Here is a 23,157-nt window from a genome sequence, read left to right on the forward strand (position 1 = left end):
GTTAGACAACTCCCCGAGGTGGAGAATTTTAGTAAAATAAACAGACAAACGTTTGCGTAATTACTGGTTGCTTTTTTCTTGGGACAATGGTAAGATTTGTGCACAGAGACGATAAGAGGGGAAATATTGTTAAAAAATTATCTATTTCAACAGGTAATGAGAGAAAAAAAGAAAGTATGCGAAAACGTTTGTGTAAAAAATTACGAAATTTTACGCAACTAGTTGGGATTTGGAAAGGAGCTTGAAGCGGGCATGGATAAGAAGATATTGTTTCTTGGACTGGACGCTGCGATGCCGGATCTGATCAAAAAGTTTGTTGCTGAGGGCAGTATGCCCAATACGGCCAAGCTGATGGAGCAAGGTGTATTTTCCCGTCTGGAAACGGTGTTCCCACCTCTGACTGCGGCGGCTTGGACTGCTATTGTCAGCGGCGCCGGGGCGGGGACCAACGGTGTTCCCAGCCTGATGGTAAAGCACGCGGGGGAGGAGCTGGACCACTGGCACACCTCCTTTGACCGCAACGAGGTGCTCTGTGAGACCCTGTGGGACGTGGCTAAGCGGATGGGGAAGAAGACGGCCCTCATCAACTGGCCAGTGACCTTCCCCATGGGAGCCATTTCCGTGGAGGACGGCTGCCAGCTGGCGGGTTCTCTGAATCCCCCTTTCCGTTACTTCTTCATGCCCCTGTGGGACGTGGCCTCCAGCGCCTGTTTCTCCAACCAGCTGCTGCGCTGCAACCAGATCCCCGGCCGGGCAGTGAAGGTAGAAGCCAAGCCCGCTCAGGGCTGGACCAATCTGCCCAAGAGCGAGAAGGAGCCCCTGGAGTTCGAAATCACCGTGCCTCCCACCTATGTGGAGGGGTACAAGATGCAGGTGCTGATCTACGCCTCCACTGCGGAAGGATATGACCGGATGCTGGTGTCGGAGAGCAAGGACGCTGCCCAGGCGGTCACCGATATCACCATGGGCGACTACGGCCCCTGGATCACCAAGGTCTTCGATGCCCGTGATTATCGCCGGGCCGGCCGGTTCCGTTTCCAGATCTTGGAGCTGTCCAAGGACGGCAAGGACTTCAAGCTCTATCAGAGCTCCATCAATATGGCCGAGCCTTACTCGGTTCCTGCCAGCCTGAGCAAAGAGGTAGAGGCTGTGGCCGGTACTTACATGGAAGTGGATGATCCCTGGGCCTTTATGGATGGCTGGATGTCTCCGGAGCTCTACCTAGATCAGCTACAGATGCACGCCGACTGGTGGGGCAAGGCCACCAAGTATGTGCTGGATCATCAGCAGTGGGATATGGCCTTCTCTTGGGTGGGTACCATTGACCACATTGAGCATGCCCTGTATGCTGGCATCGAGCCCAAGGCCCGTGTCTATGATCCGGAAAAGGCTCCCTTCTGTTGGCACATGATTCGTGAGACCTATCGCCAGGTAGATGAGAACATCGGCCGGATCATGGAGAGCGTGGATCTGGAGAACACCTACGTGGTGCTCATCTCCGACCACGGCATGACTCACCTGGACTGGAACCCCTATGTCAAGGAGCATCTGTCCCGGGCTGGACTGCTGAAGTATGTGCTGGACCTGTCCACCGACGATCCCAGCAACCTGTCCATCGATTGGTCCCAGACCAAGTGCCATCCTCTGGAGCCCTGTCACGCTCACATCTTCATCAATCTGAAGGGCCGAGACCCCCACGGAATTGTGGAGCCCGAGGATTACGAGAAGGTCCAGGAGGAGATCATACGGGCACTGTACGACATGAAGGACCCGGAGACCGGAGCTCAGGTGGTGGCGCTGGCCATCAAGAAAGAGGAGAGCGGTACTCTGGGGATCTATGAAGGCAAGGGCTATGACCGGGTAGGCGACGTAATCTACGCCTGGAAGCCGGGCTACATGTCTCATCCCTTTATCTACCGCTCTGCCATCAAGTATCGGGATGGCAGCGAGCGAATCATCGCCAACCCCGAGCTGTATGAGGCCGCCGGCCTGTGCCGCAACTTTACCGGTGTCCATTTGGCACTGCCTTCCCTCCATGACATGCACGCCTGTATGCTGATGGCGGGACCCGGTGTGACCAAGTATGAGCGCAAGTACGCCGCAAAGATCATCGATGTGGCGCCCACGATTTCGAAACTGCTGGGAATTGATGTTCCCGCTGATGCTGAAGGAGGAGTTTTGTATGATATCCTGGACCGGATCAAATAAGCCCATTGAAAAGGTTGGCCTGGTAGGCTGTGGCCGTATGGGCAAGTGCATGCTCAAGGGCATGCAGGAGGGCGGCTTCTCGGTGGTGGCCTATGATAAGTTCCCCGCCGCCGCCCAGAGCGCCAAGGAGATGGGAGCCGAGATCGTGGAGACCCCGGCTGAGCTGGCCAAGGCCTGCTCCGTCATTATCATGTCTCTGCCCGGCCCCGCCCAGCTGGACGAGGTGATCTGTGGGGAAGGCGGCCTGATGGAAGGTCTGACCAGCGACCACGTGGTGGTGGATACCAGCACCGTGTCCCCCGATACCACTCGGACCAATGCCCAGCGGGTAGCTGAGGTGGGAGCGGCCTATCTGGACTGCCCCATCCTGGGCCGTCCCTCTGCGGCAGGCAAGTGGCTGCTGCCCACCGGCGGTAACGAGGATGCCCTGAAGAAGGTGGAGCCTGTGCTGCTGACCTTCGCGTCCAAAGCGGTGTTTGTGGGCGGCCCCGGCTCGGGCAACGCGCTGAAGCTGCTCAACCAGATGATGTTTACCTGTATCAATGCCATCAGCTCCGAGGTCATGGCCATCTGTGACCACGTGGGCATTGACAAGGCCGTGTTCTATAACGCCGTGGCTTCCAGCTCTGCCGGTACGGTGAGCGGCCTGTTCAAAGAGGTGGGCCGGTGCATTGTGGACGAGGCCTATGAGAGCCCCGCTTTCACCGTGGACCTGCTGATTAAGGACACCAAGCTGGCCCTGCAGATGGCCAAGGACGCCAAGGCTCCCTCGGTCATTGCCGGTACGGTTCAGATGTATAACGAGATCGCCAGTGCCAATGGCCTGGGCGGCCAGGATACGGCGGCCCTGTACAAGGTCTTTGACAAGCATTACCAGGAACTGGGCTAATTGGCCCACAGCAAAAAACAGATAGGAGTGTACCAATTTTGAAGCTGGATTTTGAGTATGGCAACGGCTTGATGAGCGCCGAGCTGCCCGACAACACCGACGTATTTATCCCCGGAAAGACCATTCCCGATCCTCCCTGCCTGCCCCAGGACTGGGACAGCCTGTACGCCGCTACTCTGGAGAGCATCCGCAATCCCATTGGGATGAAGCCTCTGCGGGAGCTGGCCGGCCCGGGTAAGAAAGTTGTCTTCGTCATTCCCGATATTGTTAAGGGTGGCCTGCAGCCCACCAGCCACCGGAAGGTATCTATCCGGGCCTGCCTGGATGAGCTGTACGCCGCTGGTGTGGAGAAGAAGGACATCCTGCTGCTGTTCTCCAACGGTCTGCATCCCCGCGCCACTGTGGAGGAGATGAAGAAGATCCTGGGCGACGAGCTGTTCAACGAGTTTTATTACACCAACCAGATCACCAGCCACGACAGTGAGGACCCCGAGCACATGGTGGACTTGGGAACCACCGACCGGGGCGACCCCGTGCTGATGAACAAGTACGTCTTCGACTGTGATCTGCCCATCCTCATCGGCCACACCCAGGGCAACCCCTATGGCGGCTACTCCGGCGGCTACAAGCACTGCGCCACCGGCATCACCCACTGGCGCTCCATCGCCAGCCACCATGTGCCCCAGGTTATGCACCGCCCCGACTTCACCCCCGTTTCTGGCCACTCCCTGATGCGCACCAAGTTCGACGAAATTGGTATGCACATGGAGAAGAAGATGGGGCATCCTTTCTTCTGCTGTGATGCAGTGCTGGACACCTACTCCCGCCAGATCGCCCTGTACTCCGGCTATGCCAAGGAGATGCAGCCCGAGTCCTGGAAGATCGCCAACAAGCGCACCTACGTCCCCTTCGCGGAGAAGAAGTACGACGTGATGGTCTTTGGTATGCCCCAGGACTTCCACTACGGCAACGGCATGGGCACCAACCCCATTCAGATGATGCAGGCCCTGTCTGCTCAGGTCATCCGTCACAAGCGGGTGATGAAGGAAAACTGTGTGATCATCTGCTCCTCCATCTGCAACGGCTACTTCCACGACGAGCGGTGGCCCTATCTGCGGGAGCTGTACGAAATGTTCCAGCACGACTACATGCAGACCCTGCCCGACATGAACCGGTACGGTGAGTACTTTGCCACCAATGAGGAGTACATCCGCAAGTATCGCTTCGCCAATGCCTTCCATCCCTTCCACGGCTTCTCCATGATGGCCTGCGGTCACATCGCCGAGATGAACACCAGCGCCATCTACATCGTGGGAGCTCAGGAGCCCGGCATTGCCCGCAGCATGGGACTGAAGACCCGGGCTACCTTTGAGGAGGCTCTGGAGGACGCCAAGAAGAAGTTTGTCGGTCCCAATCCCAACATTCTGGCCCTGCCGCAGACCTTCAAGATCGGCGCCGTCCATCTGTGCATGAAGGACGACGATCTGTCTACGGTGTAATCCTTGTTCTCGGGGGATCAGGGTCCAGGTACAGGCAGCCGCAGTCATGGCAGGCTGCGGCGCTCCCCCGAAAGGAATCCCAGCAAATTTTTAGAAAGAAGGAAGGAAGACAAAAATGAAAAAGATGATTGCTCTGCTGCTTTCCCTGTCCATGATGTTTGCTCTGGTCTCCTGTGGCTCTGGCGGCGCCTCCTCCAGCGAGGAAGCGGGCGGCTCCTCTTCCGCACAGGTCTCCGGCGGCGAAGACCTCACCTGGGGCCTGACCCCCTTTGAGACGAAACAGACAGTCCGTCTGGGCTTTTTCACCGGCTCCCCTCTGTCCTATGGCTTCCTGTTTGCGGATAACCTGGGTGTGTTCGATGCGTTGAACATTGAGGTGGAGTATGTCCCCTTCACTGGCGGTCCCGCTATGATGGAGGCCAACGCCGAGTGGGATATGGCTTCCTGCGGCGCCGGCGGCCTGGCGCTGGGTCTGTACGGCTATGACTTCCCTCTGATTGACATCACCGACTATGAGGAGAACCTGGCTCTGTTCGTGCGTCCTGATTCTCCCATTGCCAAGGATCCCACCAACCCCGAGGTGTGGAAGGGCACCACTTGGGTCTATCCTGCCGGCACCACCGCTCAGGCCGTACTGGCCAGCGCTCTGCAGCAGCTGGGTCTGACCCTGAATGATATCACCAGCGTGAACATGGACAACGCGAATGCTCTGACCGGCTTTAACGGTGGCACCGGCGACGGCCTGGGCTGCTGGAACGCCATTGCCTTCTCCGCGGAAGACGCCGGCTACGTCCGTGTGGGCGATGCAGGCACCCTGGGCTTCACCGCTCCCTGCGGCACCTTCGTGCAGCCCGACTTTTTGGAGAACAACCTGGACCTGGTGACCACTATGTGCATCGTCTTCCACAAGGCTGCCGAGTGGTGTTATGAGTCCGAGGAGAACATGGCTCAGGCTGCTCAGTGGTACCTGGATAACTGCGACGAAGAGGGCTTCCTGTGCAATGAGGATATTGCCCAGCGGACCATGGAGTGGTGGCGCAGCCCCACCGTGGACGAGTGGATTGAAATCTACACCACCTCTTCTCCCGACGACAAGGGCCTGTACACCAGCCGTGACCTGCTCCAGGCGGAGAAGGACGTTCTGGTCAGCGTAGACTTCTTTATCTCCGAGGGCAAGTATACCAACGAGGACCGCGCTCGCTATTTGGACGATGCGCGCATTGATCCTACCGTCGCTCTGCGCGCCCAGGAGATGCTCGGCAAGTAAAATCGATAGAAACTGAAGGGACACAACAGATACGGCTGCCCTCCCGCCTGGCGGGCGGGAGGGCAGTTGTATTTTGGGTAGGAAAGTAGGGATGAATTTGAGCGAAAAAAAGACCCAGGCACTGACCAATGAAGAACGCGTCGCACTGGTACAACGGCAGAGAAGACAGCTGCGCAACCGCGATCTGGTCCTAGCCGTGTCGGGCGTTGTTCTGTTTTTTGTCATTTGGGAAGTGCTGTCGGTGACCAAGCTGGTGGACGCCAAGTACATCAGTGAGCCGGTACAGATTTTCCAGCTGTTTATCACCAAGCTCTCAGACCCCAATCCGGATGGAGCGGTACTGGCGGTCAACATCTGGTCCAGTCTCCAGGTGGCCTTGTGCGGGTTTGGACTTGCGGTAGTTATTGGTGTGCCTCTGGGCTGGCTGATGGGATGGTATCGGGGCTTTGACAGCTTTATGCGCCCCATCTTTGAGATCATCCGCCCCATTCCTCCGGTCTCCTGGATTCCTCTGACCATCGTATGGATGGGCATTGGATTGCAGGCCAAGGCGTTTATCGTGTTTTTTGCAGCCTTTGTTCCCTGCCTGATTAACTCCTATACTGGTATTCGGCAGACGAAAGAAGTTCTGAAAAACGTGGGCAAGACCTTTGGCGCCTCCTATTTCACTGTGTTCTGGAAGGTGGGCATTCCCTCCTCTATGACCATGACCTTTGCTGGTATCAAGGTGGCCATCGGTAACGCGTGGGCTACTCTGGTGGCGGCTGAGATGCTGGCTTCCTCTAGCGGTCTGGGCTACATGATCCTGATGGGCCGCTCTTACGGCCGTGTGGATATCGTGATCCTGGGCATTGTGGTCATCGGTGTGATTGGCGTGATTATTACCGCCCTTATCAACCTGTTGGAAAATAAGATTTTGGGGTGGAAGAAGCTATGAGCAAGAAAAAGATCAATATTGAAAATATGAGCGCAGCGGAGATCCGCGAGCACCGCTTGAACATCCTCTATAAAGTGCTCCCCATTATCTCCATTCTGCTCCTGATCGGGCTCTGGCTTTTTGCTTCCAGCCTTAGCTCTGGATTTCCCTCTCCCGGGGATGTGTGGGAGCGTACCGTTCGTCTGTTTACCAAGCCGGTAAAAAAGATGAACCTGTTCGGCCATATCTTTGCCAGCCTGCAGCGCATTGGCTTGGCTCTGCTCTTTGACTGGACATTCGGCATCGCGTTTGGTATTCTGATCGGGTGGAACCGAAAGGCAAAGGCCTTCTTCACCCCCATGTTCAACGCCTTCCGTGCGGTGCCCCCTCTGGCATGGATTCCTCTGATCACGCTGTGGTTCGGCATTGGCGAGTTCCCCAAGGTGCTGATCGTTATTTTTGGCTCTCTGGCCTCTATCGTGGTGAATGTCCAGGCGGGCATGAGCAACGTGGAGCAAATCTACTTAAATGTTGGCACGGTGTTTAACACCAATTCCCGTCAGCAGCTGTTTAAAATTGCGATTCCCTCCGCTTTGGATGCCATTTTTGCCGGCGTGCGGACCTCCACCAGCGCGGCCTGGATGGTGGTGCTGGCGGCTGAGATGCTGGGCGCGGATTCCGGCGTCGGTTTCCTCATTTCCCGCGGTATGGACTCCATGGATATGCCCCTGGTGCTGACTAGCATGATCTCCATTGGCATCGTGGGAGCCCTCCTGGCCATCATCACGCAGTATGCAGAAAGGTTGATTTGTCCATGGACGAGAAGAAAAAAGTCATTCTGAAATTGGAACATATTTCACAGAGCTATGTTGTGAACAGCCAGGTGAAGGACGCAGTTGAAGATGTCTCGCTGGAAGTATATGACAACGAGTTTCTCGTGATTTTGGGCCCCGGCCACTGCGGAAAGACGGTTTTAATGAATATTATTGCCGGGTTGGAGAAGCCGGTGGGCGGAGCAGTTTATTTGGACGGCGAGCAGGTAGAGGGCAGCGACAAGCGGATTGGCATGGTGTTCCAGTCCCTGGCCCTCATGCCCTGGAAGACGGTTATGGCCAATGTGGAGTTTGGACCGGAGGTAGCCGGCGTTCCCAAGGAGGAGCGCAGAAAGACGGCCCAGAAGTACATTGACCTGGTGGGGCTGAAGGGCTTTGAGAAGTCCTATCCCCATGAGCTGTCCGGCGGTATGAAGCAGCGCGTGGGCATTGCCCGGGCCTACACCAATAACCCGGAGATCCTCCTGATGGATGAGCCCTTCGGTCAGTTGGACGCCCAGACCCGGTATGCCATGGAGGAAGAGGTGCTGCGGATCTGGGAGAAGGAGAAGCGGACCATTATCTTCGTGACCAACAACATTGAGGAAGCGGTCTACCTTGGCGACCGGATTGTTCTGCTGAGCAATTGTCCGGCCAAGGTGAAGGAGATTTATGATCTGAAAAACCTGGCCCGGCCGCGGAACACAACCGATCCTGAGTTCTTGCGTATCCGTACCGAGATCTCGGATAATACCGACCTGGCGCTGTGATGGAGGTGCCCTATGAGTAACACAGTAAACAAGGACGAGAATAAGGTCCGAGTCGAGCACTTAACCAAGTTTTTTGGGGACCTCCACGTGTTGGATGACGTTTCCTTTAACATCAAAAAGGGCGAATTTCTGTGTGTTGTCGGTCCGACCGGCTGCGGAAAGACCACCTTTTTGAACCTGCTGACCCGGATCTACATGCCCACCAAGGGCGAGCTGTACATTGATAACGAGCCTGCCGATCCCAAGAAGCACAACCTGGCAGTGGTGTTCCAGGAGCCCTCCTCCATGCCTTGGCTGACGGTAGAACAGAACCTGCGTTTTGGAATGGAGATTAAGCACCTGCCCAAGCACGAGATTGACAAGCGGGTAGAGAACATTATCAACCTGCTGGGCCTGCAGGAGTTCCGGAACCAGTATCCCCACCAGCTGTCTATCAGTACAGCCCAGCGTATCATCATCGGACGGGCCTTTGCCATGCAGCCCGACCTGCTGTTGATGGATGAGCCTTACGGCCAGATGGACATTAAGCTGCGCTTCTATTTGGAGGACGAGGTCATCCGTCTTTGGCGTGAGATGGGCACCACGGTGGTGTTCATTACCCACAACATCGAGGAGGCCGTATATCTGGCAGAGCGGGTGCTCATCCTGACCAACAAGCCGGCCAAGATTAAGGAGGAGGTCAAAATTGACCTGCCCCGGCCCCGTGACGTCAGCTCTCCGGAATTTATCGAGATCCGTAATCACATCACCGATCAAATTAAGTGGTGGTAATCACCGCGTTCAAAAGAAAAAGGAATGCTGCCGGCTTGGGCCGGCAGCACCTTTTTCTGTAAATGAGACAGGGAGGGATCCTCATGCTGTTAGGAGTAACGGCAGTGAATTTCGCCTCGGCCTTTTTCCAGGCTAGCAGTGGGTTTGGGTATGCGCTGATTGCCATGGCCATCATGCCCCAGTTTTTGCCCATGCGGGACTGCTCCGCTATTTCGGCGGTGACAGTGGTGGTCATCGGCCTACAGATGAGCTTGACGCTGCGAAAGCATTTGAAACTGAGAATTGTGCTGCTGCCCATCCTGTGCTGCATGCTTACCATCAATGTGGGACTTTATATTCTGATGCACTTTGATGAGTTTACCCTGCGGCTGATTTTGGCGGGGCTGCTGTTTTTGGTGACCGGCATCTTCTTTTATTGCCGCAAGCGTCAGATCGTCATACCCAACCGCTGGTACAGCGCGGCCATCGCCGGGCTGGTAACGGGGCTGTCCACAGGGATGTTCAACATTGTGGGCCCCTTCCTGCTGATTTATTATATGAATGTGTGCGAGGACACCCTGACCATGAAGGCGAGCTTGGAATTTAGCTTTCTGTTGGCGGGACTGTACTCCATGATCATGCATATCTCATACGGGAATATTCGCCTGGAGCTGCTTCCTGCCCTGACCTGCTCCGCTGTTGCGGCAATCATGGCGGGAATCATCGGCCTGCGGGTCTATCAAAAGATCAATAAGGATAAAATCGCACTGATGGCGTATATTTTGCTGCCCATTATGGCAGTGTCTCTGATTGTCAACGGCTAAGGGAGGGAAGAAAGATGCGGGATCTGTTGGTCCTGATCGGTCTTGCCATAGGGGTAGGACTGATGGGAATGGGACTGGGGCGCAGTATCCGGTACGGGCGACGAAGGGCCGCTTGTACCAGCCGGACCATTGGCCATGTGGCAGAGGTTCTGGAGGAGCGGAGCCTTCTGTATTGGCCGGACCAGCTGCGGAAGGTCCCGGTTATCTGCTTTTCTCCTGAGGGGAGTGGAGGGATGGTAACCACAGCTACCCTGTATGCCGACAGCAACCTGGGGCGGCTGAATCAGGGGCAGCAGGTGGAAGTTCGTTATTCCCCCCGTCAGCCGGAATGCTGTCTGATTGCGGGCTGGGATGAGGCATATGTCCGCACGGCACTGGCCCAAATCCTGGTGGGAGCGGTGATCTTGATTCTCACCCTTCGTTCCCTGGGATGAGGACGGTAAAACAACATGAAGATTGCGGCAGCGGCTGGAACTTACCGTTCCGGCCGCTGCTTTTTTGTCAGGGATTCACTTCAATGGCGGCGGCGGGACAGCTTTCCGCGGCCTCCCGGACCTGGGACTCCTGCTCGGGGAAAATTTCGTCCCGGGCAGCGGCCACACCTTCATCGGTCATGGTGAAGACGCCGGAACAGATACCGGCGCACAGGCCGCAGCCGACGCAGCTCTCGTTGACATGAGCGGTCATACAACGCTCCTCCTTCTATTGGTTTTGGAGTAGTATGCCACTGGTTTCTTTCCTTATTCAAAGGTGCCGATAAACAGGGGGGCGCCGTTTTGAAGATCAACAATTCCGTAGAGGAAGGGGCGGTCAAAGACCAAGGTGATTCCCTCCTCGGCGGGCGCGGCGGACCCGCTGGCAGCCACCACCGTGGCGGCGGCCGCCTCAGTGCCCTTTTCATTCACTTTGATTTTGGTGGCGTGGATCACCTGAGACAGGTAGTAGCCCTCCTCCAGGTCTCCCATCCGGGAAAAGTCAGCCACGCCGGGGAGGAAAGCGTCTTCCAGCCCCAGCTGGGAGAGAGCGTCGCACAGGTCGCCGCCCCATTCAGCCTCGAATTTCGGAAGGCCCAGGTGGAAAAACTGGGTGTCGGTCTGCTGGGACAGCAGCGCGGCAAAATCTACTCCCTCCAGCGTGCTCAGCCAGCTGTCCAAATCCTGATCGGGGAGGAGAGCGAAAAAGCCCAGCCGTCCATCATCATAGGGCAGAACGGCGCCCTGAACCCCTTCTCCCTGGATGTAAGGGAACGTGCAAAAACCGGTGTTCAAAAAGTCCATGTCCTCTGTTTGCCCATTCTCAAAGGTAAAGGTCCGTTCATGGGTGCTATTGGGGTCGAATTTCTGCGCCCAGGTGTTTTTTAAATAGAGGGCGTTGACCAGCAGGGCGGCGGTGCTCTCCTGGAAGGGTTGGGAGATGATCTGGGGAATCATGTTGTTGGTGTGCTCCGACACCCAGCCGTTGAGGGCAGGCACAATACCGGAGGCAGACAGGTCCTCCTGGAAGATCTGGGCGTCAAAGATACCGGCACACCGGCCAATAAATTCCTCAGAGATTTGTCCGTCCGGGTCGGCCCATACGCTGTTGGCAATGGAACACTGGGTAGAGCCGCCCAGGAGATTTTGGTAGATGGAGAGAAGGGCATGGCAGGCCACGTTGATGGCTTCCAGGCTAGTATCCCCTCCCAGTACCTGTTCAAATTGGCTTAGAGTATTGTGATCTGCTCCGTTTGCCGCCATGGCCAGGGCCAAGGAGACGGAGAGAGGGGAAATGAGGGTGTCCGTGCCCTCCTGACGGACATTTTTCAGCAATTCCATCCCAAAGGAAGAGAGGGCGGCGTAGACTTCGGTGGCTTCCGGGTCGTACTGCACCAGCTGTTCCTGGGATAGGGGGATTGGCTGTGCGGAGAGAGGCTGGGCGGTAGAGGGGGTGGTGCAGCCGGAGAGGGAAGCGAGGGCCAGAGCGCAGGTCAGGGAAAGAGCAAGCATCCGTTTCATAGTAAAACCTCCTATTTGATCAGTCAGTAAGACGGGGGAGAGCTTCCTTTGTCTATCCAGACGGAAAATAGAAAAGAGGGTTGCGCTGGAATGGAAAAAATTTGTCTCTTGTGTCTCCTTGGCAAAAAAACGGGGGAGTGGTGGAAAACTTTGTGGATTTCTTTCCAATTCCTCCTTGACGGCCGGAATCCAACATGGTATAATTTCAACTTGCGGTGGTAGGGGCCTTGCGCCCTTTTACCCGATGAAACACCCCAGGTATTCAGGGGGCGAGGAGGGCGCCGAAGATGATCACAGAATTGCAGACCACACAAAAGGTGGTTGGCACCAAGCAGGCCAAGCGGGCCCTCAATGACGGACGGGCCAAAAAGCTGTTTTTGGCTGCTGACGCCGACCCCCGAGTCACCGAGCCGCTGGAGCGGCTGGCCAAAGAAAAAGGGGTCCCGGTGGAGGAGATCTCCGCCATGAAGGAGCTGGGTGCCGCCTGTGGCATCGCCGTGGGAAGCGCGGCAGCGGCCCTTCTATAAAAATTTGGTTTTAATGGAATAGGAATCCACCTGTTCCGTTAAAATATATATCATGCCCCACAGGGGCAGCTTTTCAGAAAGGAGGAAAATCATGCCTACTTTTAATCAGCTGGTCCGCAAGGGCCGTCAGCAGGTGACGGATAAGTCCACTTCTCCCGCTCTGCAGCACGGTCTGAACACTCTGAAGAACAAGAGCACCGATCTGCCTTCTCCCCAGAAGAGAGGTGTGTGCACCGCCGTTCGTACTTCCACTCCGAAGAAGCCGAACTCCGCTCTGCGTAAGATCGCCCGTGTTCGCCTGACCAACGGCTATGAGGTTACCGCCTACATCCCCGGTGTTGGCCACAACCTACAGGAGCACTCTGTGGTCATGATCCGCGGCGGCCGTGTTAAGGACCTGCCCGGTGTTCGTTACCACATCATCCGCGGCACTCTGGATACCCAGGGCGTCAACGGCCGTATGCAGGCTCGTTCCAAGTACGGTGCTAAGCGGCCCAAGGCCGGCAAGAAGTAAGATCACTTCTTCCAGACCCATCGGAACGTAAGTTCCCACTGAAATTGCATTGTGCGTTTGCGCAAGGCAGCCCCGCCTTGCCGAGCGTTTATTCCATATAATATATGGGTAGACCTCGGACAGGCATTACACGGATTGTCACAAAGACACTTCGAGTACCTATGAAATCATTTTTATATGAAGGAGGGAAGCAAAGTGCCCAGAAGAGGAAATGTACCCAAGCGGGAGGTTCTGCCTGATCCGCTTTACAACTCCATCCTGGTTACCAAGCTCACCAACAGCATCATGCTGGATGGCAAGAAGGGCGTGGCTCAGAAGGTGGTTTACGGCGCCTTCGATATCATTAAGGAGAAGACCGGGAAGGACCCCATGGAGGTCTACACCCAGGCTCTTGAGAACATCATGCCCTCCCTGGAGGTCAAGGCCCGCCGTGTGGGCGGCGCTACCTACCAGGTGCCCATTGAGGTCCGCCCCGAGCGGCGTCAGACCCTGGGTCTGCGGTGGCTCACCACTTACGCCCGCAACCGCGGCGAGAAGACCATGAAGGAGCGGCTGGCCGGCGAGCTGATGGACGCGGCCAACAACACCGGCTCTGCCGTGAAGAAGCGCGAGGACACCCACAAGATGGCTGAGTCCAACAAGGCGTTCGCCCATTACCGCTGGTAATAAAGGAGAGAAAGTATGCCTAGAAAAGTTTCTCTGGAGAACACTCGGAACATCGGCATCATGGCCCACATCGACGCGGGCAAGACGACCACCACCGAGCGTATCCTCTACTACACCGGCGTCAACTACAAGATCGGCGAGACCCATGAGGGTACCGCCACCATGGACTGGATGGTGCAGGAGCAGGAGCGCGGCATCACCATCACCTCCGCCGCCACCACCTGCTACTGGAAGGGAACTAAGAATCAGTTCCCCCAGACCCGTATCAACATCATCGACACCCCGGGCCACGTGGACTTCACCGTGGAGGTGGAGCGGTCCCTGCGCGTGCTGGACGGCTCTGTGACCGTCATGTGCGCCAAGGGCGGCGTGGAGCCCCAGTCTGAGACCGTGTGGCGCCAGGCTGACCACTACAAGGTCCCCCGCATGATCTACGTCAACAAGATGGACATCATGGGCGCCGACTTCTACAACGTGCTGCACATGATCCATGACCGTCTGAAGTGCAACGCGGTGCCCATTCAGCTGCCCATCGGCTCCGAGGATACCTTCAAGGGCATCATCGACCTGGTAGAGATGGACGCCGACGTGTACTACGACGAGATGGGCAAGGATATGCGCGTGGAGGAGATCCCCGCGGATATGCTGGAGCTGGCTCAGGAGTACCGCACCAAGCTGCTGGACGCCTGCGCTGACATCGACGAGGAGATCATGATGCTGGTCCTGGAGGAGCAGCCCGTGCCCCAGGATATGATCCGCAAGGCTCTGCGGAAGGGCACCATCGAGAACCTGCTGGTCCCCGTCACCTGCGGTACCTCTTACCGCAACAAGGGCGTGCAGAAGCTGCTGGACGCCATCGTGGATTATATGCCCTCTCCCCTGGATATCCCCGCCATCAAGGGCGTGAATCCCGACACCGAGGAGGAGGACGAGCGTCCCGCCGACGACAACGCCCCCTTCTCCGCTCTGGCCTTTAAGATCGCCACCGACCCCTATGTGGGCCGTCTGTCCTTTATCCGTGTGTACTCCGGCGTGCTGAACACCGGTACCACGGTGCTCAACTCCACCAAGAAGCAGAAGGAGCGCATTGGCCGTATCCTCCAGATGCACGCCAATCACCGTGAGGACATCGAGTGTGTTTACTCCGGCGACATCGCCGCTGTTGTGGGTCTGAAGAACTCCACCACCGGCGACACCCTCTGCGACGAGAAGGCTCCCATCATCCTGGAGTCCATGGAGTTCCCCGAGCCGGTTATCCGCGTGGCCATTGAGCCCAAGACCAAGGCCGGTCAGGAGAAGATGGGCCTGGCCCTGGTGAAGCTGGCCGAGGAGGACCCCACCTTCAAGACCTACACCGATGAAGAGACTGGTCAGACCATCATCGCCGGCATGGGCGAGCTGCACCTGGAGATCATCGTGGACCGTCTGCTCCGTGAGTTCAAGGTGGAGGCCAACGTTGGAGCTCCCCAGGTCGCCTATAAGGAGACCATCAAGAAGAGCGTGGAGCAGGACACCAAGTATGCCCGTCAGTCCGGCGGTAAGGGCCAGTACGGTCACGTTAAGATCCGTGTGGAGCCCAACGAGTCCGGCAAGGGCTACGAGTTCGTCAACGCCATCGTGGGCGGCGCCATTCCCAAGGAGTATATCCCTGCGGTTGACGCCGGTATCCAGGGTGCCATGCAGGCTGGCGTGCTGGCCGGCTACCCTGTGGTGGACGTAAAGGTCACCCTGTATGATGGCTCCTTCCACGAGGTGGACTCTTCCGAAATGGCCTTTAAGATTGCCGGTTCCATGGCCTTCAAGGAGGCCTGCCGCAAAGCGAATGCCGTGCTGCTGGAGCCCATCATGAAGGTTTCTGTCATTGTTCCTGACGACTATCTGGGCAACGTCATCGGCGATCTGAACAGCCGCCGTGGCCAGATCCTGGGTCAGGAGAGCCGTCCCGGTGCCCAGCAGGTAGACGCTCTGGTGCCTCTGGCCAACATGTTTGGCTACGCCACCGACCTGCGTTCCAGCACCCAGGGCCGTGGTCAGTATTCCATGGAGCCCCACAGCTATGTGGAGATTCCCAAGAGCATCGCCGACAAGATCATTGCCGAGCGCGGCCGCAGCCAGGACTAAGTCCTGTCCCATAGGAGTACTGGAAAATGGGGTTGCATTTGTACGCAGAATAGGATAAAATGTCCCTGATACGAAGCAGCCCCCGAAATATCATGATAATTGCAATATAAGGAGGAAATCCCAAATGGCTAAGCAGAAATTTGAGCGTACCAAGCCCCATGTCAACATCGGCACCATCGGCCACGTTGACCACGGCAAGACCACCCTGACCGCTGCTATCACCAAGTACCTGGCTATGCAGGGCAAGGCTGACTACACCGACTACAGCTCCATCGATAAGGCTCCCGAGGAGCGCGAGCGCGGCATCACCATCAACACCGCTCACGTGGAGTACGAGACCGACAAGCGTCACTATGCCCACGTTGACTGCCCGGGCCACGCCGACTATATCAAGAACATGATCACCGGCGCTGCTCAGATGGACGGTGCTATCCTGGTTATCGCTGCTACCGACGGCCCCATGGCTCAGACCAAGGAGCACATCCTGCTGGCCCGTCAGGTAGGCGTGCCCGCCATCGTGGTCTTCCTGAACAAGTGCGATCAGGTTGACGACGAGGAGCTGCTGGAGCTGGTTGAGATGGAGGTCCGCGAGACTCTGGACAAGTACGAGTTCCCCGGCGACGAGATCCCCATCATCAAGGGTTCCGCTCTGAACGCTCTGGTTTCCGAGTCCACCGATCCCAATGCTCCTGAGTATGCCTGCATCAAGGAGCTGATGGACGCTGTTGACGACTATATCCCCACTCCCGCCCGTAACGACGACATGCCCTTCCTGATGCCCGTTGAGGACGTGTTCACCATCTCCGGCCGTGGTACCGTTGCTACCGGCCGTGTGGAGCGTGGCATGATCAAGACTGGCGAGACCGTGGAGATCGTTGGCCTGTCCGACGAGAAGAAGTCCACCGTCGTTACCGGTCTGGAGATGTTCCGCAAGACCCTGGACTTCGCCGAGGCCGGCGACAACATCGGCGCTCTGCTGCGTGGTGTTGCTAAGACCGACGTGGAGCGTGGCCAGGTTCTGTGCAAGCCCGGCTCCATTCACCCCCACACCAAGTTCAAGGGCCAGGTTTACGTGCTGACCAAGGAAGAGGGCGGCCGTCACACCCCCTTCTTCAACAACTATCGTCCTCAGTTCTACTTCCGGACCACCGACGTGACCGGCATCATCTCCCTGCCCGAGGGCACTGAGATGTGCATGCCCGGCGACAACGTTGACATGGACGTGGAGCTGATCACCCCCATCGCCATTGAGAAGGGCCTGCGTTTCGCTATCCGTGAGGGTGGCCGCACCGTGGGTTCCGGCGTTGTTATCGACATCAACGAGTAATTCTTACTCCACTTGATGGTGCTTCAGTGGGCCTCCTTTGGGAGGCCCACTGTTTTTTTGTGGGAGTGGGGGGTTGACAAATAGGGGTAAGCTCGCTATAATAAGCCCAACAATCCAATCAGCAAAACCTATGAGGAAGATTAGTAGCCGGTGCGGCAAACCTTCAGAGAGCCCTGGGTGGTGGGATCAGGGCGGGGCGCGGCCGAGTGAATGGACTTCCGAGGGCGGCTTGAACGGGAAACCAAGTAGATGCCGACGGGGACCCACCCGTTATCCACCGGGCACGCGTGATGGCGCGTGAAGCGAGCGGACGTTTCTAACGTCAATTTGGGTGGTATCGCAGGAGTAAGGCTCTTGTCCCATGTGGGGGACAGGGGCGTTTTTTTATTCCGAAACAAGGCCGTTGGCAGCGGCCCCTCCATCACCCACCCAAACAATTTTCGGCCCACAGGCCAATATTATGGAGGTAACCACAATGAAAAAGAACACTCTGAAGAAGCTCATCTCTGCTGCCCTGTCCCTGGCTATGGCCCTGTCCCTGTGTGCCTGTTCCAGCACTTCCAGCTCCGGCAGCAGCGCATCCTCTGCGGGCAGCTCCTCGGGAGAGCCGGTGGAGTCCGGTTCCACTGGGGAAGCCGGTGCGTATAAGATCGCCATTGTCAAGCAGATGGACCACCCCTCGCTGGACGAGATCACCAACGCCATCGCCACCCGGCTGGAAAAGATCAAAGAGGAGACCGGGGTCGCCATTGACTATGAGATCTACTCCGGCCAGGGTGATGAGACAGTGCTCAACCAGATTGGCGCTCAAGTCATTGCCGACGGTGTCTCCGCCATTATCCCCGTTGCCACTACCGCGGCTCAGCTGATGACGGTAGCCGCCGAGGAGACCAAAACTCCCGTCATTTACGCCGCGGTCAGCGACCCGGCCCAGGCTGATCTGTTGGATATCGACTACGTCACCGGTACTTGCGACGCCCTGAATACGGCCTTCATTCTGGATATGATGCTGGCCCAGAACCCCGATACCCAGAAGGTTGGCCTGCTCTATTCCCTGTCCGAGCCCAACTCCACCACCCCCATTGCAGAGGCCAAGGAGTATCTGGATGCCAAGGGCATTGCCTACGAGGAGTTTACCGCTAACAGTGATGACGAGGTCGTAGCTGCTGCCGGCGCGCTGATCGCCGCTGGTGTGGACGCGGTGTTCACCCCCACCGACAACAAGATCCAGTCTGCGGAACTGGCCATCGCTCCCGATTTCATTGAAGCGGGTATTCCCCACTACGCGGGGGCCGATTCCTTTGTCCGCAACGGCGCCTTTGCCACCTGCGGCGTGAACTACACCAACCTTGGCACGGAGACTGCCGACTTGGCCTACGAGATGCTGACCAACGGCATGGCGGACAAGGAGGACTACTACCTGTCCCAGGGTGGGATCATCACCGTCAACACCGAGACTGCTTCCGCTATGGGCCTGGACTACTCCATGTTTAACGACATGGGTCAGGTGGTGGAAGTGACCACTACCGAGGATTAAGATCTCAGGGACCTAAACTACATTCCGCCAGTCCCCCGGTGAGAGCCGGGGGGCTTTGGCCTGAAAGGGAGAAGGACGATGCTCTACATTTTGCAAACGGCTCTGGAGCTGGGCTTTCTGTATGCTCCGGTGGCGCTGGCGCTGTTCCTCAGCTACCGCATTCTGGACATTGCCGATTTGACCACAGACGGAGCTTTTACCCTGGGAGCGGCAGTGTCTGTTGTAGTCTGTGCTGCCGGTCATCCTATCCTGGCCGTGCCGTTGGCCATGCTATGTACGGCGGCGGCGGGTTTTGTTACCGCTCTGCTGCAGACGAAGTTGGGAGTCCCTTCCATTCTGGCTGGCATCATCACCAACACGGGACTTTACACTGTCAACTTGATGGCCATGGGCTGGACCTCCAACGCCAGCCTTATTAAACAGCAGACCATTTTCCATATGTTCCGGGATCTGGGAGTGGGAGGCAGCTGGTACGAGATCATTTTGGCCGGAGTAATCACGGTGGCTGCGGCCCTGCTGCTGGTGGCCTTTTTGGGCACCCGGCTGGGATTGTCGATCCGGGCCACCGGAGATAACCGGGACATGGTTCGCGCGTCTTCCATCAACCCCACCTTTACCATCACCGTAGGCCTGTGTGTGGCCAATGCCCTCACTGGCCTGTCTGGAGCCCTTGTAGGCCAGGCTCAGCGCAGCGCCAACGTAAACATTGGCACTGGTATGGTGGTCATTGGTCTGGCCTGCCTGATTATTGGTGAAACCGTGTTGGGGCGCGGCTCCATGCTCCGGGGGGCCCTGTCTGTGTTTGCAGGCAGCATCATTTACCGCTTGATTTACGCGGTCGCCCTTAGCTCCAAGGTGTTCCCCATTGAGGCCATGAAGCTGGTCACCGCGATCATCGTGGCCCTTGCCATCGCCGCACCCGCCCTGAAAAACTGGGCGGCTTTTGAAAAACGGAAGGCGGAAGCCAGGAAAGGGGGACGCTGATATGCTTACCATCCATGCTATTTCCAAAACCTTTAACCCGGGTACCGTCAATGAAAAGAAGGCGCTTTCCGGCCTGTCCCTCCACCTGGAGCATGGGGATTTTGTCACCATTGTGGGCTCCAATGGGGCGGGAAAATCCACCCTCTTTAACGCCATTGCGGGTGCTTTTTATGTGGATGAAGGGTCTATTTTTCTGGCAGGAGAGGACATCACCTATAAACCGGAGTACCGGCGCAGCCGGGAGATGGGACGGCTGTTCCAGGACCCCATGCGGGGGACTGCCCCTCATATGACCATTGAGGAAAATTTAGCGTTGGCCTATCTCCGGGCTTCAAAAAACCAACACGCCTTTTTCAGCCGCACCAGTAAGGCGGACCGTGCCTTCTTCCGTGAGCAGCTGGCCAGGCTGAACATGGGGCTGGAGGACCGGATGAAGCAGCCGGTGGGATTGCTGTCCGGAGGACAGCGCCAGGCCTTGACTCTGCTGATGGCCACTCTGGTGCCCCCCAAGGTACTGCTGCTGGACGAGCATACGGCGGCTTTGGACCCTGCCACAGCGGAAAAGGTGTTGAAGCTGACCGAGGAGATTGTGAAGGAGAACCACATCACCACCCTAATGGTGACCCACAACATGTACCAGGCCTTAAAGCTGGGCAATCGCACCCTGATGATGAACGATGGGGCTATCGTTCTGGATGTGCAGGGGGAGGAGCGCGCTGGCATGACCGTGGATGACCTGCTGGCGCAATTCCGCAGCCGGGCAGGGAAAGCGTTGGACAACGATCGAATTTTACTGTCCGAGTAAAAGAATACATGGACCGCCCCGGAAGAATTTGTTCTTCCGGGGCGGTTTTTTAAAAAATTTTTTGCCTTTGAGATTTTTCATGTCTGTCAGGGATATTCCTAATGAAAGATCTTTCTGATACCAAACCAACGAGGAGGTGAGCAGCCATGACGGAAGAGGAATTTGGCCAGGCGGCCCGAACCTACGGCGATATGATTTATCGGGTGGCCTACCATGGGCTGAAGAACCGGTCGGATGCGGAGGATGTGATGCAGACGGTGCTGCTCAAGCTGATTGAAAGCAAGGTAGAGTATGCCAGCCAGGATCATTTAAAGCACTGGCTGCTGCGGGTGACGGTGAATGAGAGCCGGAAGCTGCTGCGCTCCTTCTGGAGGCGAACTTCAGTGCCGCTGGAGGAGCGGAGGGACGGTCCCGTCCTGGAGGACCCGGAGAAGGAGGAACTGTTTCGAGCGGTGATGGGGCTGGAGGCAAAGTACCGCCTAACCATATACCTTTACTATTATGAGGGGTGTACGGTTTCGGAGGTTGCTGCTGCTATGAAGGCCAAACCGTCTACCGTCCAGACTTGGCTGCTTCGGGCGCGGGAGCGGCTGCGTAGGGAATTGTCACAAGAGGAAGAAAAGGAGGGAGAGCGGTATGTTCGACCGCAAATTGTACCATGAGGTGTGTGAACAACTGCACGCGTCCCAAGAAACGATTGAGGAGACCATTGATATGATGCATGGAGCAAAAAAACGAGTTCGCCGTCCGGTTCAGATTTTGGTAGCCGCCGCTGCTTTGACCACAATGGTGGTGGGAGTAGGAGCGGCCAATCCAGAGGCGGTTCAAAGCATATTTTATAACATTACAGCTACCATTAAGGTGGGAGATTACCGCCAGGAGATGACCACCAGCACGGGGGAGCAGATCACGGTGTTTGACGTCCCCCAGGTAAACGTGGAAAACCGGAATGGGCGGGCCATTTTGGTGGTAGATGGAGAAGAGACGGATATCACAGACGCCTTGGAGAAGGACGGCCGATATACCCGGGACTGGGGGGACGAGGGTACGGAGCTGACCCTGGAGGTGACTGGAAGCGCGGAAGAGTGGCAGGCAACCGTGTGGACGGGAGCGCCGGGGGAGGAGCCCAGCAGCTACACCGTGCGCAGCGATGAGGATAGTTTACGGCCGGGCCATTTATTTGATATCGGGGAACAGGGGGGCATCACATCGGGAGAGGTAGATCTGAACGGCAGTGCAGCGGATTCTTCCGAAGATGAGCTGGAGGAATATCAAATGTCGATCATCCCCGTCTCTTGAGAAAATAAAGTTTCAAACAAATACCCCCACCAGGCGCTGCATTGCTGCGCCTGGTGGGGGTATTTTCTGGTGTTTGAATGGAGGCTCAGGAGTGGGACAGGGCCATAGCCCGGTCTAAGATTCTGCCTGCTGCCTTCTCTTTGGACATGAGGGGGAGCTCCTCACATCCGTTCGCAGTGATTAGGGTGAGCACATTGGTGTCCACACCGAAACCGGCACCGGCCACCTTCAAATTGTTGGCGCAGATCATATCCACGTGCTTTTTGGTGAGCTTGGCGGTGCTGTTTTCCACCATGTCCCGGGTCTCCATGGAGAAGCCGCAGATGACCTGACCGGGGCGGCGGTGATCCCCCAGGTACTGGAGAATGTCTGTGGTGCGCTTGAGGGGGATGGACAGGTCCCCGTCCTTCTTTTTCACCTTGTCGTCACTGTACCCCACAGGGGTGTAGTCGGCCACAGCGGCAGCTTTAAAGATAAAGTCGGCCTGGGGGGCATGGCTGGCTACCGCCTCAAACATGTCCTGGGCGGAAACCACTGGGACTACCTCCACAAAGGGGGGCGGCTGAATGGCGGTGGGACCGGAAATCAAAGTGACCTGGGCGCCCCGGAGCATGGCAATGCGGGCGATGGCGTAGCCCATCTTGCCGGTGGAGTGGTTGGTGAGGTAGCGTACCGGATCCAGGGATTCCTGGGTGGGACCGGCGGTGACCAAGACGCGTTTGCTCTCCAGATCGTGGGGAAGGGCAAGGACACGCAGAATGTGCTGGAGGAGCAGGTCGGGCTCGGGGAGTTTGCCAGCTCCCACCGCGCCGCAGGCCAGACGGCCCGAGGCGGGAGCGATGACCTCCCAGCCGTAGCGGCGCAGAGTCTCCAGGTTGTCCTGGGTCACCGGATTTTCAAACATGTGGGTGTTCATGGCCGGGGCGATGAGCTTGGGACAGGTGCAGGCCAGAACGGTGGTGGTGAGCATATCGTCGGCCAGACCGTGGGCCAGCTTGGCGCATACGTTGGCGGTGGCGGGGGCGATGATCACCAGATCGGTACGGTCGGCCAGAGCGATGTGCTCCACCTGGTGGGAGAAGTTGCGGTCGAAGGTGTCCACCATACACCTGCGGCCGGTGAGCTGTTCAAAGGTGAGGGGGGCGATGAACTTTGTTGCGTGCTCGGTCATAACCACCTCCACATTGGCGTGGAGCTTGACCAGAGCGGAGGCCAGATAGGCGGCCTTGTAGGCGGCGATGCCGCCGGTAACGCCCAGTAGGACGGTTTTTCCCTGTAGCATAGGAGTTCCTCCTCTGAAAACCGGACAAACCCGGAATGTTTCGCCCTTCATTATACAAATTTCCATGCCGCCTGTAAAGGAGGGGGAAGGGAAAGAAAAAATAAAAAATGGGCTGGCCGGGCAAAAATTATCCTTGCGTCAGAACACGGCATCCTGTATAATACAA

General features: G+C 57.1%; 23 protein-coding genes and 1 other annotated feature. Of the genes, 20 read left to right on the plus strand and 3 right to left on the minus strand.

The window, feature by feature from the left end:
• The first annotated feature begins 252 nt into the window (after window positions 1-252).
• The 10 genes from B5E43_RS00915 (at window position 253) to B5E43_RS00960 (ending at window position 10,369) form a co-directional block, all read left to right on the plus strand.
• Window positions 253-2,208, plus strand: coding sequence for an alkaline phosphatase family protein (locus B5E43_RS00915; RefSeq protein WP_087392866.1), 1,956 nt, complete (start codon window positions 253-255; stop codon window positions 2,206-2,208).
• Window positions 2,183-3,097 (plus strand): NAD(P)-dependent oxidoreductase, encoded by a 915-nt coding sequence (locus tag B5E43_RS00920; protein WP_158098924.1) that lies wholly within the window; start codon window positions 2,183-2,185, stop codon window positions 3,095-3,097. The genes B5E43_RS00915 and B5E43_RS00920 overlap by 26 nt, the downstream gene beginning before the upstream one ends.
• A 38-nt stretch (window positions 3,098-3,135) precedes the next feature.
• Window positions 3,136-4,596 carry a lactate racemase domain-containing protein gene (locus tag B5E43_RS00925; RefSeq protein WP_087392868.1) on the plus strand — a complete coding sequence of 487 codons (1,461 nt, stop codon included), beginning with the start codon at window positions 3,136-3,138 and terminating at the stop codon, window positions 4,594-4,596.
• Between the two features lie 115 nt (window positions 4,597-4,711).
• Window positions 4,712-5,863 (plus strand): ABC transporter substrate-binding protein, encoded by a 1,152-nt coding sequence (locus B5E43_RS00930; RefSeq protein ID WP_087392869.1) that lies wholly within the window; start codon window positions 4,712-4,714, stop codon window positions 5,861-5,863.
• A 91-nt stretch (window positions 5,864-5,954) separates the two neighbouring features.
• On the plus strand, window positions 5,955-6,800 hold the full coding sequence (locus B5E43_RS00935; RefSeq protein WP_087392870.1) for an ABC transporter permease: 846 nt from the start codon (window positions 5,955-5,957) through the stop codon (window positions 6,798-6,800).
• Window positions 6,797-7,621, plus strand: coding sequence for an ABC transporter permease (locus B5E43_RS00940; protein ID WP_242964655.1), 825 nt, complete (start codon window positions 6,797-6,799; stop codon window positions 7,619-7,621). Before B5E43_RS00935 ends, B5E43_RS00940 begins: the two co-directional genes overlap by 4 nt.
• A complete protein-coding gene (locus tag B5E43_RS00945) occupies window positions 7,594-8,361 on the plus strand; it encodes an ABC transporter ATP-binding protein (RefSeq protein WP_087392871.1) in 768 nt (255 codons plus the stop codon). The genes B5E43_RS00940 and B5E43_RS00945 overlap by 28 nt, the downstream gene beginning before the upstream one ends.
• Window positions 8,362-8,373: 12 nt before the next feature.
• The gene (locus tag B5E43_RS00950; RefSeq protein WP_087392872.1) at window positions 8,374-9,132 is read left to right on the plus strand and encodes an ABC transporter ATP-binding protein; all 759 of its coding nucleotides are present in this window, start codon (window positions 8,374-8,376) and stop codon (window positions 9,130-9,132) included.
• Window positions 9,133-9,215: 83 nt separating this feature from the next.
• On the plus strand, window positions 9,216-9,935 hold the full coding sequence (locus tag B5E43_RS00955) for a sulfite exporter TauE/SafE family protein (protein WP_158098925.1): 720 nt from the start codon (window positions 9,216-9,218) through the stop codon (window positions 9,933-9,935).
• Window positions 9,936-9,949: 14 nt separating this feature from the next.
• Window positions 9,950-10,369, plus strand: coding sequence for a DUF3592 domain-containing protein (locus B5E43_RS00960; RefSeq protein WP_087392874.1), 420 nt, complete (start codon window positions 9,950-9,952; stop codon window positions 10,367-10,369).
• A gap of 67 nt (window positions 10,370-10,436) precedes the next feature.
• On the opposite strand, the gene B5E43_RS00965 is transcribed toward B5E43_RS00960, so the two are convergent.
• Window positions 10,437-10,622 carry a ferredoxin gene (locus tag B5E43_RS00965; protein ID WP_087392875.1) on the minus strand — a complete coding sequence of 62 codons (186 nt, stop codon included), beginning with the start codon at window positions 10,620-10,622 and terminating at the stop codon, window positions 10,437-10,439.
• Window positions 10,623-10,675: 53 nt separating this feature from the next.
• The gene (locus B5E43_RS00970; protein ID WP_087392876.1) at window positions 10,676-11,929 is read right to left on the minus strand and encodes a serpin family protein; all 1,254 of its coding nucleotides are present in this window, start codon (window positions 11,927-11,929) and stop codon (window positions 10,676-10,678) included.
• 287 nt (window positions 11,930-12,216) lie between these two features.
• Between B5E43_RS00970 and B5E43_RS00975 the strand changes: the two genes are divergently transcribed.
• From B5E43_RS00975 to B5E43_RS01020, 10 genes are all read left to right on the plus strand, one after another.
• On the plus strand, window positions 12,217-12,456 hold the full coding sequence (locus tag B5E43_RS00975; RefSeq protein WP_087392877.1) for a ribosomal L7Ae/L30e/S12e/Gadd45 family protein: 240 nt from the start codon (window positions 12,217-12,219) through the stop codon (window positions 12,454-12,456).
• 91 nt (window positions 12,457-12,547) lie between these two features.
• Complete coding sequence (gene rpsL / locus B5E43_RS00980; RefSeq protein ID WP_087392878.1) at window positions 12,548-12,970, plus strand: 30S ribosomal protein S12; 423 nt, start codon at window positions 12,548-12,550, stop codon at window positions 12,968-12,970.
• Window positions 12,971-13,165: 195 nt separating this feature from the next.
• Window positions 13,166-13,636: a 30S ribosomal protein S7 gene (rpsG, locus tag B5E43_RS00985; RefSeq protein ID WP_206406888.1), complete on the plus strand. Its 471-nt coding sequence runs from the start codon at window positions 13,166-13,168 to the stop codon at window positions 13,634-13,636.
• A gap of 15 nt (window positions 13,637-13,651) precedes the next feature.
• The gene (gene fusA / locus B5E43_RS00990) at window positions 13,652-15,757 is read left to right on the plus strand and encodes an elongation factor G (RefSeq protein ID WP_087392880.1); all 2,106 of its coding nucleotides are present in this window, start codon (window positions 13,652-13,654) and stop codon (window positions 15,755-15,757) included.
• Between the two features lie 124 nt (window positions 15,758-15,881).
• Complete coding sequence (gene tuf, locus B5E43_RS00995; protein WP_087392881.1) at window positions 15,882-17,084, plus strand: elongation factor Tu; 1,203 nt, start codon at window positions 15,882-15,884, stop codon at window positions 17,082-17,084.
• A 121-nt stretch (window positions 17,085-17,205) separates the two neighbouring features.
• Window positions 17,206-17,449 (plus strand) — a binding site (T-box leader).
• Between the two features lie 110 nt (window positions 17,450-17,559).
• Entirely contained in the window at window positions 17,560-18,621 is a 1,062-nt protein-coding gene (locus B5E43_RS01000) for an ABC transporter substrate-binding protein (protein WP_087392882.1), read from the plus strand.
• Window positions 18,622-18,699: 78 nt separating this feature from the next.
• Entirely contained in the window at window positions 18,700-19,605 is a 906-nt protein-coding gene (locus B5E43_RS01005; RefSeq protein ID WP_087392883.1) for an ABC transporter permease, read from the plus strand.
• 1 nt (window position 19,606) lies between these two features.
• Window positions 19,607-20,410 (plus strand): ATP-binding cassette domain-containing protein, encoded by an 804-nt coding sequence (locus tag B5E43_RS01010; RefSeq protein WP_087392884.1) that lies wholly within the window; start codon window positions 19,607-19,609, stop codon window positions 20,408-20,410.
• A gap of 146 nt (window positions 20,411-20,556) precedes the next feature.
• Window positions 20,557-21,072, plus strand: a complete 516-nt coding sequence (locus tag B5E43_RS01015; RefSeq protein WP_087392885.1) for a sigma-70 family RNA polymerase sigma factor — start codon at window positions 20,557-20,559, stop codon at window positions 21,070-21,072.
• Complete coding sequence (locus B5E43_RS01020; protein WP_087392886.1) at window positions 21,047-21,709, plus strand: hypothetical protein; 663 nt, start codon at window positions 21,047-21,049, stop codon at window positions 21,707-21,709. Before B5E43_RS01015 ends, B5E43_RS01020 begins: the two co-directional genes overlap by 26 nt.
• A gap of 85 nt (window positions 21,710-21,794) precedes the next feature.
• Here B5E43_RS01020 and coaBC read toward each other — a convergent pair whose 3' ends face one another.
• Window positions 21,795-22,991, minus strand: a complete 1,197-nt coding sequence (coaBC, locus tag B5E43_RS01025; protein WP_087392887.1) for a bifunctional phosphopantothenoylcysteine decarboxylase/phosphopantothenate--cysteine ligase CoaBC — start codon at window positions 22,989-22,991, stop codon at window positions 21,795-21,797.
• Window positions 22,992-23,157 lie beyond the last annotated feature (166 nt).

It is taken from the genome of Flavonifractor sp. An100 (assembly GCF_002161175.1).
Classification (GTDB): Bacteria; Bacillota; Clostridia; order Oscillospirales; family Oscillospiraceae; genus Lawsonibacter.